Below are 14,793 nucleotides of genomic sequence, written 5' to 3' on the forward strand. Positions count from 1 at the left end.
TTTTTAGCAAAGTAATTTTTAAATCAAATTTTATATCACTTCAATTTATTGTAAGGTTTCTTAAGTTGATGACATTGGAAGCCCAAACCCCGTGTATATACTTTAGTGCTTTTCTAAATTTCCTGCCTTAATTTACAGAATTATTTATTATGGTTATAGAAGGATAATGGGCTGAAGCCCAAACCCCGTGTATGATTACTCAAATTTTATGAGTTCTTGGAAAATTTTTATGGCAAAATTATCGGTCATTCCGGTTATGTAATCAACAACTGCTCTTGTGTATCCTTCCTTAGTGTCAATGTTGTATATTTGCTTATTATTGTAGTTTTTAGGTCTAAGTATATTATCTTTACTAATAGAATACTTAATAAGCCAATCCTTAAAAGAATGGATGAGATTTGGATAGTCCCTTCTTGCTGCTTCAAGTTCTTTGAAAATATTAGAATCTGTATAAAAATTTATAAGCACACCGTATATAGATTTAATTATAAGCCTTACATATTCCTTAAAAGCTTGTAATCTTTTATTGTTATATATGTTTTCGTAATTAAATTCCTTTATAGAGTTTAAAAGTTGAAGGCATTTATTCGAAAACCTAAGCCCTTCTTCAATAGAACTATTTTCACACAGGTCTATAGTAAATTTATTCATAAAGAAGGTATTATTTATATTTTCTACATTAACCGTTGCAAATTCACTTACCATTTTTTTTAATTCCTTGATTTTTTTTATTGATAGTATTTTGAGGGTAAGTGCATCTTCTATATCCCTTCCAAGATAGGATATCTTATCTGATATTTTTACAACACATCCTTCCCAGGTATAAGGTGCATATTCATTTGGTCTTGATATTTCATTTAAATCAATATATTCTTGCCTTGGAAACAATGAATTTTCATTAACCTCACCGCAGTGACTTATGATTCCGTCCCTCACTGCATAAGTTAAATTTAGATTTTCTTCATTTCCCATTTGATCAGTTATTGTTTCAAGTTCATCTACAAATTTAAGACTATTTTTTTCATGCCAGTATGTACCGCTTATTTCTTTTTTTATTATATCTCGTAGTATTCTCTCTCCTTCATGTCCAAAGGGTGCATGTCCCAAATCATGTCCAATAGCAATAGCATTAGATAATTCTGTGTTAAGTCCCATAAATTTTGCTATACTGTAACTTACAGCAGCAACATGATTTACATGCTCTATTCTAGTACATATATGATCGTGATTTGTCGCAAAAAAAACTTGAGTTTTATGTTTTAATCTTCTATAAGCTGTACAATTTAAAATCCTACTATAGTCTTTTTCAAAATCACTTACTATTTCGGAACTCCTTCCATAAGCATCTTCACATCTTCTTACATAGTTATTCCATAAAGGATTTTCATTATTAGCGGCTACTCTTCTAAATTTACCTGATTGCAAAATTCATCCCTCCCTACACATGATTTTTCTATATATTAATAGTATACAAAATTATGTACTATAATATCAAATTAACTAAAGATAAACCACTCTGAAACTTGAAATTTATTTGTACCAAAATGCCATCTTTTGAACATTGAGGTTCACATGAATTTCAGTAACTGAAACGGTTTATCTATAGGTGAAAGATTTTATTTAAATAACTCCTCAAAACCTCTCACCTGTTTTTATTCATATTTCTCTCAATATATCTAGTCCATAATTATCATAAACATCAAAAATTTTTATAGATCTTAATATTTCATTTTTAGCCATTTCAACATACCCATGTTTGTAATATATCTTAGCCAAAATATTAAGAACATCCTTGTCGCTTATTAAATTTAGTAATTCCAGAGACAGTTCAAATTTGTCGAGCTCCTTATTTATTAGCAAAACTTCACAAATCTTAAAAATTGTATTTGTATATCCTTTTTCTTTTTCATCTTCTGACAATATCTTAGTTTCTTTTCCCATAAATAAATTTATAAACTGCTCATATACCTGCACTTCTTTTTTGCTTTCCTCACCTTTAATATTTTCTAAGACCTTTTTTGCCTCATCATACTGCTCTTTTAAAACAAATGCTATGACTTTATTAGTTAAGAATTGAAAATAATAAGGACTTTCTTGTGTTATGCTGTTCATTTTTACGCATTCATCATAGTTTTTAGTCCTTAAAAAGCAATTTGACTTAAACATTTTTAAATCTTCATTTTCTATTCCTGCGTCTTCACATTTTTTCTCATATTCAAGGGCATCCTCATAATATCCCTCATTAAAAAGAACATCTGCTATAATTTGATAAGCCTTAGGATATTCTGAAAAAAGACCCTCAATTATAGCTTTAATTTCTTTTATAGGGCGCTTTTCTTCTTTTAATATATGGCAAATGTTGTAAATACATTCTACAGAATCTCGCTTTACCCTTATTGTATCTTCATAGTATTTAAAAGCACTCGTATAATCCTTGAGCTTCATATAAATATTTGCAAGCTCATATAAAGATTTAAAGCTTTCTGTCCCATATATAAATTTATATTCAGAGGGCGGATTAGCTATTTTAATGCACTCTTCAAGAGCTCTTATTGCCAAAGTATACCTACCTTGAATTTCATATATAAGACCTTTTAAATAATATATATCTGTAGACATACTATAGTATTCTGCCGCCTTATCCGCTAATTTAAGAGCTTCATCATATCTTTTTAAATCTATATTTGCAATAATCATCTTAATCATTAATACAAATGAATATCCTTTATCTAAACTAAAATCCTCATAAGATTTTAGATAACACTCTAATGCTTTTTCGTTATCGCCTAAAGCGTAGTACTCATTTCCAAGATTAAAATAAGCATAGCTATCGTTGGGATCTTTACTTATTTGATCTTTTAAAAGAGTTATATTTCTATTTCTTTTGTCTTTATCCTTTACAGTACTTTCAAGATAACCATAGTGATATACTCTTATTGCACAACTTGCTCCACTACACACATGACTGTTATTCATAAGTTGATTATGAACTTTTCCCTCATAAAAAAAGCCATAATTATTTTTAAACAATCTAGGATTTAAATTTACACTAATATTAGAATTATTAGGTATATCGCCGCAGTAATTTAAAGTTTCAAAATAGTAAATCATATTTTCATTCAATTGCTGCAACAATTCTCTAAATTTAATCTTATCTTCATTACAAAATTCATCGTCAGCATCCATTATCAGTATCCAATCCTTAGTAGCATATTTTAAAGATATATTTCTCGCTTCACTAAAGTTATTATTCCATTTAAAATAATATAATTTTGCTCCAAAGCTTTTAGCTATATCTACAGTTTTATCAGTGGAGCCTGTATCAACTACAATTATTTCATCTACTATATCTTTTACACTATTGAGGCATTGTGACAAATACTTTTCTTCATTTTTTACAATCATGCATAAACTTATTTCATTTTTCATGAAATATACCCCTCCTTAAGCTATACACAATTCCTATAACTACTCTTAATAGAACTTTATAAAATATATAAAACCTAAATACCTCCATTTAAGTTACTCTAAAAAGTGGTACCTCACATTGTTATGTGAGGTATCGTAATTTAGTTAAAATGAATCAATTCTATAAAATTGCTTTTTTTATTAAACTCTACCATTAAATACAATAGTAACATTTTGAGGAGTACCTGCTGATGCTTCAGTGCTTGATGCTCTTACAGCAATATACTTCATATAATAATCGTTTGTTATAATTTTAGGAGTAGTACCAACAAGAGTAGCAGTCTCATTAATCAATGCTAAAGGATACGTTGTTGTAACATCACCATTACTTCTCATGCTAGGAGTTGCTCCAAGTCTTACAGTTACAGGTCCTACTGATGGATTTTTTGTAATATACCATGACGTATCTGAAAAACGTGATACATCAATTAATCCAAACCATGTCGGAGTAGCAGATGTCAAACTTCTAGTTTGAATAGTTGAATAAAATCCTCTGTTAATTAAATCAACTTGTACTGTTGAACTTATGCCACTCAAAGTTCCAACTGCACTTAGGGTACCAATTGCTTCTAATCTTGTTATTGTGCCAACTGAGCTTAATCTCGTTACTGTGCCGACTCCAGCTACTCTTCCAATTGTTGCTACTGATGCTAATCTATCTATTGTCCCTACTGAACTTAATCTTGCTACTGTTCCAACTCCAGCTACTCGTCCGATTGTTGCTACTGATGCCAACCTATCTATGGTTCCTACTGAACTTAATCTTGCTACTGTGCCTACTCCAGCTACTCTTCCAATTGTTGCAACAGAAGCTAATCTATCTATGGTGCCTACTGAACTCAATCTTGCTACTGTTCCGACTCCAGCTACTCGTCCGATTGTTGCTACTGAGGCTAATCTATCTATGGTGCCCACTGAACTCAATCTTGTTACTGTTCCGACTGCACCGATTCTACTTATTGTTGCTACTGAGGCTAATCTATCTATTGTTCCTACTGAACTTAATCTTGCTACTGTTCCGACTCCAGCAACTCTTCCGATTGTTGCTACTGAGGCTAATCTATCTATTGTTCCTACTGAACTCAATCTTGCTACTGTTCCAACTGCACCAATTCTACTTATTGTTGCAACAGAAGCTAATCTATCTATTGTGCCTACTGAACTCAATCTTGCTACTGTTCCGACTCCAGCAACTCTTCCGATTGTTGCTACTGATGCTAATCTATCTATTGTTCCTACTGAACTCAATCTCGTTACTGTTCCTACTGCACCAATTCTACTTATTGTTGCAACAGAAGCTAATCTATCTATTGTGCCTACTGAGCTCAATCTTGCTACTGTTCCAACTCCGGCAACTCTTCCGATTGTTGCTACTGAGGCTAATCTATCTATTGTGCCCACTGAACTCAATCTTGTTACTGTTCCGACTGCACCGATTCTACTTATTGTTGCTACTGATGCTAATCTATCTATTGTTCCTACTGAACTTAATCTTGCTACTGTTCCGACTCCAGCTACTCGTCCGATTGTTGCTACTGATGCTAATCTATCTATTGTGCCTACCGAACTTAATCTTGCTACTGTTCCGACTCCAGCTACTCGTCCGATTGTTGCTACTGATGCTAATCTATCTATGGTGCCCACTGAACTCAATCTCGTTACTGTTCCGACTGCACCGATTCTACTTATTGTTGCTACAGAAGCTAATCTATCTATGGTGCCGACCGAGCTTAATCTTGCTACTGTTCCGACTCCAGCTACTCGTCCGATTGTTGCTACTGATGCTAATCTATCTATGGTGCCCACTGAACTCAATCTTGCTACTGTTCCAACTGCACCAATTCTACTTATTGTTGCAACAGAAGCTAATCTATCTATTGTGCCTACTGAGCTCAATCTTGCTACTGTTCCGACTCCAGCTACTCTTCCAATTGTTGCTACTGATGCTAATCTATCTATTGTGCCTACTGAACTTAATCTTGTTACTGTGCCGACTCCAGCAATTCTTCCGATTGTTGCTACTGATGCTAATCTATCTATTGTGCCCACTGAACTCAATCTCGTTACTGTTCCGACTGCACCGATTCTACTTATTGTTGCTACAGAAGCTAATCTATCTATGGTGCCGACCGAGCTTAATCTTGCTACTGTGCCTACTGAGCTCAATCTTGCTACTGTTCCAACTCCGGCAACTCTTCCGATTGTTGCTACTGAGGCTAATCTATCTATAGTTCCTACTGAACTCAATCTCGTTACTGTTCCTACTGCACCGATTCTACTTATTGTTGCAACAGAAGCTAATCTATCTATTGTTCCTACTGAACTTAATCTTGCTACTGTTCCAACTCCGGCAACTCTTCCGATTGTTGCTACAGAAGCTAATCTATCTATGGTGCCTACTGAACTCAATCTTGTTACTGTTCCTACTGCACCGATTCTACTTATTGTTGCTACTGAGGCTAATCTATCTATAGTTCCTACTGAACTTAATCTTGCTACTGTTCCGACTCCAGCTACTCGTCCGATTGTTGCTACTGATGCTAATCTATCTATTGTGCCCACTGAACTCAATCTTGCTACTGTTCCAACTCCACCGATTCTACTTATTGTTGCTACTGAGGCTAATCTATCTATTGTGCCTACCGAACTTAATCTTGCTACTGTTCCGACTCCAGCAACTCTTCCGATTGTTGCTACTGATGCTAATCTATCTATGGTGCCCACTGAACTTAATCTTGTTATTGTTCCTACTGCACCGATTCTACTTATTGTTGCTACTGAGGCTAATCTATCTATTGTTCCGACTGAACTTAATCTTGCTACTGTTCCAACTCCAGCAACTCTTCCGATTGTTGCTACTGATGCCAACCTATCTATGGTTCCTACTGAACTTAATCTTGCTACTGTGCCTACTGCACCGATTCTACTTATTGTCGCTACTGAGGCTAATCTATCTATTGTTCCTACTGAGCTTAATCTCGTTACTGTTCCGACTCCAGCAACTCTTCCGATTGTTGCTACAGAAGCTAATCTATCTATTGTTCCTACTGAGCTTAATCTCGTTACTGTTCCGACTCCAGCAACTCTTCCGATTGTTGCTACTGATGCTAATCTATCTATTGTCCCTACTGAACTTAATCTTGCTACTGTTCCAACTCCGGCAACTCTTCCGATTGTTGCAACTGAAGCTAATCTATCTATTGTTCCTACTGAGCTCAATCTTGATACTGTTCCAACTCCACCGATTCTACTTATTGTTGCTACTGATGCTAATCTATCTATGGTGCCTACTGAGCTCAATCTTGCTACTGTTCCAACTCCAGCTACTCGTCCGATTGTTGCAACAGAAGCTAATCTATCTATTGTGCCTACCGAACTTAATCTTGCTACTGTTCCAACTCCACCGATTCTACTTATTGTTGCTACTGATGCTAATCTATCTATTGTGCCTACTGAGCTCAATCTTGATACTGTTCCAACTCCAGCTACTCGTCCGATTGTTGCAACAGAAGCTAATCTATCTATTGTTCCTACTGAACTTAATCTCGTTACTGTTCCGACTCCACCGATTCTACTTATTGTTGCTACTGAGGCTAATCTAGCTATTGTGCCTACTGAGCTCAACCTTGCTACTGTGCCAACCCCAGAAACTCTTCCGATTGTTGCCACAGAAATTAATCTATCTATTGTTCCTATCAAACTTAATTTCGCTACTGTTCCTACCGTTCCTAATTTGTCCACAGTTCCAATTCCACTTATTCTACTTAAGCTTCCAATACCAGAAACAATTAGTCTTCCATTTGCATCAACTTCTACCGGTGTAGCTTTACCGGCATTCAATCCATATATCTGTGTTTTTAGCTGGCTAGCAGAGTTTTGAAACACTATGCTATTTGCCATAGTTTATCACTCCCTATTTCTGTTCCAAGTAAAGCAATTTTTAGCTTCATTATATTATAGTTATTAATATACAGATGTGTTAAAATATTTTTATAATAATTCAATATTATATTTATCTAAAACATCGCTCGTTGCATTTCTGGTGTCAAAAACATACTTAGAGTATTTTTGTATAAAATTGTAGTCATAATTACTATGAGCAGTAGTTATAATTACAAGATCACTATCCTCCAAGACTTCTTTAGTAAGCTCTATTCCCGTATATTCTCCTCCGTTATATTTGTACATAGGAATATACGGATCATAAAACTCTACTTTAGCACCTTCTTCTTTAAATTTTTCTATTATTCTAATTGATGGACTCTCTCTGTAATCATCTATATCCTTTTTATAAGCTACTCCTAATATTAAAATCTTTGAATTAACTAAAGCTTTACCAAATTTATTTAATATTTTTACAGCCCTCTCCAAAATATACTGAGGCATATAGTTATTTATTTCACCAGAGGTTTCTATAAGCCTAGTATGATAATCGTATTCTTTAGCCTTCCAGGTAAGATAGTACGGGTCTAGAGGTATACAGTGTCCACCCAGTCCCGGACCCGGATAAAATGCCTGAAAACCATATGGTTTTGTTTTTGCTGCTTCTATAACTTCCCATATATTAATGTTCATTTTATTACAAATAATCGCCATTTCGTTTATTAAACCAATATTAATATTTCTATAGGTGTTTTCAAGAATTTTTTCCATTTCTGCAACCTTAGGGCTTGAAACCTTATAAACTTCACTTTCAAGTATATTTCTATAAAATAAAGCCGCTAGTTCAGTGCTTACACTACCTATTCCACCAACTACTTTAGGTGTATTTTTAGTTTTATACAGCAAATTACCCGGATCAACTCTTTCTGGAGAAAACGCAAGGTAAAAATCACTCTCACATTTTAATGTTAATTTTTGCTCAAGTGTTGGCATAACAAGTTCTTCTGTGGTACCAGGATAAGTGGTACTTTCCAGTATTATAAGCATATTTTTATGCATATTGGCTGCAACAGCTTCCGTTGAAGCTTTAACATAACTTATATCTGGCTGTTGATGTTTATCAAGAGGCGTTGGCACACATATTAAAATAACATCTGCATTGTCTATATATTTAAAATCAGAAGTAGCTGTAAGTTTACCACTATCCACTACTTCCTTAAACACTTCATTCTTTATATCATCTATATAATTTTCTCCTGAATTAACCATATCAACCTTCTTTTGTTGAACATCAAAGCCTATTACTTTATATCCTTTGACTGAAGTTTGTACAGCAAGCGGAAGTCCTACATAACCTAATCCTATTACACCAACTACTGATGTTTTATTCTTAATCTTGTTTATTAATTTTTCCTTACTTTGCAAAATAAAGCACTCCTTTAATAGAAAATTCAGTTAATACCCATATCATAGAATACATGGTATTATATATTATATTTATCTAAAGAGTTTTTGTTAAAAATTTTGCTATTTTCTACTATGCTCATCAATATATTTTTCAAATCTACTTACAAAACTACTAAAGCTTAATTCTTTATTATCAATGGCTCTATTGCTTTGAACATAATTTCTATATTCATCGTCCTTTATTAAATTTTTAGCAAAAGCAAATAAAGCTTCAAAATCATCTACCCTTGGAAATATTTTATCTGCATCCTTGTATAAATATGATATGGTGTAATATCCCGCAATCATTGAATCGAATGCCTTACCATCTTCTTCATTTTCGCAAAAGGTTATTATAGGCAGTCCTGCATAATATGCTTCTTCAACCGCATACCCACCTGGTATATTGTATGAATTCAAATAAAAATCACAGCTTTTTAAATAAGATGAAGCATTTAAATTAAATCCTAAAAAAAATATACTTTTATTTAATAAAAAAACTTCTGGTACATATTTTTTAAATTCACCATATTCACATCCAAAAACCGCAAAGCACACATTATCTATTTCAGAAACAAGCTTTATTACAAATTTCCAAAACAATTCACTTTTATACTTCATACTCCTTCCAACAGATACTATTACCTTCTTATCATTATCAACATGAAGTAAATCTCTTATATTAAGGTTGTTATCCACCTTATCTGTATTTATAGGTGATATAGCATCAAAAATATTTTTGCAGCAGTTATCCTTTTTCATATAGGCATAAACAAAATCAACCTTTCCATCAAAATATGGTTCCGGTTGTTGAAACTGCATCAGTCCTACAGCTTTACATAGCTTCTTTAGCAGTGGAAATATTAAAACACCTACTGGTGCATAATAAATGGACGAATAAACGCAGTAGTTAATATTATTCTCTCTTATAAAATTATAAAATTCTCTCATTTTATCTTCTATAGTCGTCCCTTTAGGCACTAATAAATTTATATTTAATTTAGAAAAACACTCTATGCTTTCCTTGGCATTATTAAACTCAGCTTTATTTAAAAGGCTTAATACTGAGTAGTTATATTCAGCTCCATCGATTTTATTTAAATAATTTATAAAAAACTGAATAACACTCTGCTTTAAATCCAACCCATTTAATATAAAAAGCGTATTTTTATTTTTTACATTTTTATCTGTATTTTTAAAATATTGGTCATAGTATTTGCTGCAAAATTCTTCTCCAATGAGCTCCATTTTCTTATATGAATCGTCATTTATATATTTAAATCTACCGTAGCTGTTAAACTTTCTATACATATTTCCATAATAATAGTTAAACTTACTGGTATAATCATATCTGCTTCTCACAAACCATTCTGATATGCACTTCATATATTCCTTCTCCATATTATTATCAAGCAGAAAATTAAATAGCCTTTCCGAATTTGCTATATCGTCGCAATTTTCTTTAAATTTATTTTTTAGTAGATCTATTTTATTATTGTCCTCAGCCTTTATTAGCTTTTTGATTTTCATGATTTGTCTACTTAAGGAATAATTATATTCAATAAAATCCCTGTATTCCTTAGAAGTATATTTATCCTCAAGAAACATTTGAACTGCTTCGCTTATGGTATTCCATACATATTCCTTAGGATATATTGTTTTAGCCCCAACAAAATTGTGCACTATAGGCTTTATACCTTTAGCCATAGCCTGCATAATGCTCATATTCTGTGATTCTAAAATACTGGTGCATAAAATATAATTCTTATCTTCCAGCCATTTATCTAAATCCTCCTGCCAACCATCATATATTACATTATTCTCAATTGAAAATTCTTTTATCATCTGCTGAAAATACAAGATATCTCTATAATCTTGAAAGTTTCCTGCAATATATAGTTTGTATTTATTATTCTTATCATAAATAGCTTTAAAAGAGTGTAAAAGCAGCATTGGTCCTTTTTTGTAATTAATATATCCTACATAAGCTATATTAAAGCCTGCATTTCTATTCTTAAACTTGTATTTTGATAAGTCTATTCCATTTTCAATTACTTCAGTTTTACTTATATCTAAATTAAATCTTTTAACAGAAAAATCCCTTATATAGCTAGATACAAATATAAGCTTATCTACATTCTTCCAATTTACATTTGAAGGATAGTCTGAAAATGCCTCATAACTATGGAGTCTACATATAATCTTTTTTTCTTTAGCTTCTTGAAGCTTACTTCCATATATTACGAGATCATCACACCATTCAAACCAACAAATGTCTGCCCACTGCACCCCCTCATTAATTTGATTATAAGCTGTAACAATGATTTTTTTAACTTCATATTCGCCTGAAATTTCTGCTATTATATCTGAAAGAAAACTGTCTAATCCTTCTTTAACAAAAAAAGCCACCTTTTTTTTCATTGAACTTCACCTTTAATCCTCACTATTAAAATATTTTATCTTATAGTCACCTGCTTCATTTATTACCTCACCTACAACTTTTATAGGTATACCAAAAGCAACACTATTATCTGGTATATTCTTGTTTACAAAACTATTTGCACCTATTATACAATTATCACCTATTATAATATTTTGCTTTATTACAGACATACTCCCTATATAGGTGTTCTTACCGATGTGCACATCACCTTTTTTAAATGGTAGCTTTCCACCACTCACTACATGCATTGAGGAATCATGGGTATATATATTAACTCCTGTACTAATATTACAATTATCACCTATTTCAACCTTCCCATTAATTCCTTCTATCATGGTGAAGGGTCCAATCCAGACATTTTTTCCAATGATAACCTTACCCATTATAATACTAGTATCATATATGCTGCTTCCCTCTCCACAATTTAAATATTTTGCTTTTTCCCATCTATCAAAAAATAACTCATTAGTTGGTAAAACCCTATTCCAGTTTTTATACATCTCTTCTCTTTTGCTGTGAGTATAATTTTTAAATTCATCTTCAAATTTTATTTTTATCACTCCATAATATTGATTTTTTTATACAGTCACATATAAATTTTATTTCTTTCAAATCAAGCTCCTGATACATTGGAAGTGCCAGACCATTTTCATATGCGTATATAGAATTTTGAAAATCCTTATCGTTAAATTTATACTTATTCCTATAATAGCTCTGGCAGTGTACAGCATAAGCTCCCAAATTGCTTTCTATTCCCTTCTCTTTTAATTTTCCCTTTACAAACTCCCTATTTATGCTCTTATTAAGAAGAATATGATAGGTTTGATAAATGTGTCTGCCATAATTCTTTTCACATGGAAAGGTTAGTAGGGCTTCATCCTTTAAAAATTTATTATATTCATAAGCAATTTGTCTTCTATAATCCATCATTTCTTTAATTTTTTTCATTTGTGCTATTCCTATAGCAGCCTGAATATCTGTCATTCTATAGTTAAATCCAGCTTCGACAAAATCCACTTTTCCATTTATAATTTCTTCTCCATGATTTCTCAAAATTTCAACCTTTTTTGCTATTTCTTCATCATTGGTTACAAGGATTCCACCTTCACCTGTAGTAATTGGCTTTCTTGCATGAAAACTAAAACATCCTATATCCCCTATAGTTCCTACCTTTTTACCTTTATACTCTGCTCCTAAAGCACAGGCTGCATCTTCTATTACCCTTAATTTATACCTGCGTGCTATATCCATTATTTTATCCATATCGGCACTCTGTCCAAATTCCTGCACAGGAATAATTGCTCTGGTTTTTTCTGTTATTTTTTCTTCAAGCTTATCTTCGTCTATACAAAAACTATCCAGATTTATATCCACAAATTTTGTATTTGCTCCTGTAAGCTCAACTGAATTTGCTGTGGCTGGGAACGTAAAATCCGGTACAATAATTTCATCTCCCTTTTTTATACCTATGGCTAAAAGTGCAAGGTGAAGTGCAGCTGTTCCACTACTTACAGCTATACAATACTTGACCTTAAGATAACTTGAAATAACTTTCTCAAATTGCTTTACCTTTTCTCCCTGAACCAGATACCTTGAATTTAAAACTTCTGTTACTTCTTTTATTTCATCTTCTGTTATATATGGAAGCGATAATCTAATCATCTTTCATTCTCCTATACCATTCTATTGTTTTGTTTAATCCTTTCATCAAATCATATTTAGGGCTAAAGCCAAGCAGCTTTACTGCCTTTTCTATACTTGGCACTCTTAACTCAACATCCTCATAATTTTTAGGCACATATATAATTTGGGATTTAGAATTTGCCACCTGTTTTACAAGCTGTGCTAACATACCTATGGTTATAGTACCTTTAGGATTACCTATATTAAATGAATTGCCTATTGCCTTATCATTCTGAAGGCATAATTTAATTCCATCTATAAAATCGTCTATATAGCACCAGGATCTTATTTGATCTCCATCTCCATGGACTTTAATTGTTTCATTTTTTATAGCTCTTGCCACAAATTCATGAATTGCTCCTTCTCCTACCTGACCTGGTCCATATATATTAAATGGTCTTACAGTTACAGTTTTAAGACCATATTCTTTATAATAACTATTTGTAAGATGCTCAGCAGCAAGCTTACTTACAGAATAGGTCCATCTAGCTTCCCCCACAGGTGCCAAGTTCGTTGTGCTGCTTTCATTTACTTTGTAAGCATAAACACCAAAAACTTCACTAGTAGAAAAATCAATAAAGCGCTCTATACTATTTGAGTATTCTTTAACAGCTTCCAGTATATTAAAGGTTCCTATCATATTAACCTTCATAGTATTTACAGGTTCTTTAATTACTGTATCTATACCGGCTATTGCTGCAAGATGAATGATAATATCCGGTTTAAATTTATCCACAACCTTTTTTAAAAATAGAAAGTCTAAGATATCTCCCTTAACCAAAGTTACATTCTTTTTACCAGCTAAAGCTGTGTTTTTTATTGCATTTCTTTTGAAACTATCATATATTAATATTTCATTATCCTCTGATAACTCTGTGCATAATTGTGATCCAATAAAGCCTGCTCCACCCGTTAATAATATTTTTTTGTTTTTCACCTTAATCACACCTTAAAAATAATTTTGCATACATAAGTCACTATATTATATTTAAGAATATATTTTTTTGTGATTTCATAAAAAATAGAGCATATAACATCAAACCTTGAGTTTGAGTTATATGCTCTACGCTTGTCATGAAAGACAATATAGATAAACCGCTTTAAATATTGAAATTCATGTGTACCATAATGCCAAGAAAACGACATTTTGGTACACATAAATTTCAAGTTTCAAAGTGGTTTATCTTTAGTAATTTTACTTACATAACTACTATATTGTTTTTTTCTGTAGCTTTGTAAAGATAACAGGGGTTTTGAATGCAAAAGATATACGACTCATTATCATTCTTATATTTAACTATACCGTATAAGCCTTTCCATTCATTATTATCTTCTATTCTCACAATGCTGCCAACGTTCAACGAAATACACCTCGCTTTATGTAGTCTATAAATATACATACTAACCATAAATACAAATGTTATACATTATCCTGAACTGGCTTAGCTGCATATTCTTATATATGAGGCTGCCATTTTAACTTATATGTTTTATAGCTCATGGGGATTATACTTAAATACTTATGTAAATTAAATTTCAATGTCAGCCATTTATTATAGATAGACAACTTGAAAGTTTGAAATGACTAACACCAAATTTATCCCATAAATCTAAAATTTCACTTAGAGTACAGAGTACAATTGACAGAGGACAGTTAATGATGATTTTTCTCCGTTATCGCTTGGAAAAATCTAAGACTTAATCCTTGCGCATGGCATAAAACATAGTGTTCAGCGCAGCTGAGGCTATTAAGTTCTATGATTTGCCTGAGAAAAATGAAAGGCAAATTCACCTTCACTGTACTCTGTCAATTGTGCTCTGGTATAAGCTATAATTTAACAGTATAAATTTAGTATTATGAATTTAAATCT

The 14,793-nt window shown here is 32.5% G+C and carries 8 protein-coding genes; all 8 read right to left on the reverse strand.

Features of this window, described 5'->3' with window-relative positions; all coding sequences use genetic code 11:
- Window positions 1-195 precede the first annotated feature (195 nt).
- Window positions 196-1,425 carry a deoxyguanosinetriphosphate triphosphohydrolase family protein gene (locus ACJDT4_RS11535; RefSeq protein ID WP_406787724.1) on the reverse strand — a complete coding sequence of 410 codons (1,230 nt, stop codon included), beginning with the start codon at window positions 1,423-1,425 and terminating at the stop codon, window positions 196-198.
- Window positions 1,426-1,656: 231 nt separating this feature from the next.
- On the reverse strand, window positions 1,657-3,429 hold the full coding sequence (locus tag ACJDT4_RS11540; protein ID WP_406787725.1) for a glycosyltransferase: 1,773 nt from the start codon (window positions 3,427-3,429) through the stop codon (window positions 1,657-1,659).
- Window positions 3,430-3,609: 180 nt separating this feature from the next.
- Complete coding sequence (locus tag ACJDT4_RS11545; RefSeq protein WP_406787726.1) at window positions 3,610-7,368, reverse strand: beta strand repeat-containing protein; 3,759 nt, start codon at window positions 7,366-7,368, stop codon at window positions 3,610-3,612.
- Between the two features lie 90 nt (window positions 7,369-7,458).
- Window positions 7,459-8,775, reverse strand: a complete 1,317-nt coding sequence (locus tag ACJDT4_RS11550) for a nucleotide sugar dehydrogenase (RefSeq protein WP_406787727.1) — start codon at window positions 8,773-8,775, stop codon at window positions 7,459-7,461.
- Between the two features lie 102 nt (window positions 8,776-8,877).
- The gene (locus tag ACJDT4_RS11555) at window positions 8,878-11,217 is read right to left on the reverse strand and encodes a glycosyltransferase family 4 protein (protein WP_406787728.1); all 2,340 of its coding nucleotides are present in this window, start codon (window positions 11,215-11,217) and stop codon (window positions 8,878-8,880) included.
- A 12-nt stretch (window positions 11,218-11,229) separates the two neighbouring features.
- Entirely contained in the window at window positions 11,230-11,799 is a 570-nt protein-coding gene (locus tag ACJDT4_RS11560) for an acyltransferase (RefSeq protein WP_406787729.1), read from the reverse strand.
- Window positions 11,780-12,901, reverse strand: coding sequence for a DegT/DnrJ/EryC1/StrS family aminotransferase (locus tag ACJDT4_RS11565; protein WP_406787730.1), 1,122 nt, complete (start codon window positions 12,899-12,901; stop codon window positions 11,780-11,782). The genes ACJDT4_RS11560 and ACJDT4_RS11565 overlap by 20 nt, the downstream gene beginning before the upstream one ends.
- The gene (locus ACJDT4_RS11570; protein WP_406787731.1) at window positions 12,894-13,859 is read right to left on the reverse strand and encodes an NAD-dependent epimerase/dehydratase family protein; all 966 of its coding nucleotides are present in this window, start codon (window positions 13,857-13,859) and stop codon (window positions 12,894-12,896) included. The genes ACJDT4_RS11565 and ACJDT4_RS11570 overlap by 8 nt, the downstream gene beginning before the upstream one ends.
- Window positions 13,860-14,793 lie beyond the last annotated feature (934 nt).

Source organism: Clostridium neuense (assembly GCF_045310695.1).
GTDB classification, from domain to species: domain Bacteria; phylum Bacillota; class Clostridia; order Clostridiales; family Clostridiaceae; genus Clostridium_S; species Clostridium_S neuense.

Coding starts and splice junctions, on each gene's coding strand:
- ACJDT4_RS11555 (WP_406787728.1), bottom strand. CDS start 11,217: ATGAAAAAAAAGGTGGCTTTTTTTGTTAAAGAAGGATTAGACAGTTTT.
- ACJDT4_RS11540 (WP_406787725.1), bottom strand. CDS start 3,429: ATGAAAAATGAAATAAGTTTATGCATGATTGTAAAAAATGAAGAAAAG.
- ACJDT4_RS11565 (WP_406787730.1), bottom strand. CDS start 12,901: ATGATTAGATTATCGCTTCCATATATAACAGAAGATGAAATAAAAGAA.
- ACJDT4_RS11545 (WP_406787726.1), bottom strand. CDS start 7,368: ATGGCAAATAGCATAGTGTTTCAAAACTCTGCTAGCCAGCTAAAAACA.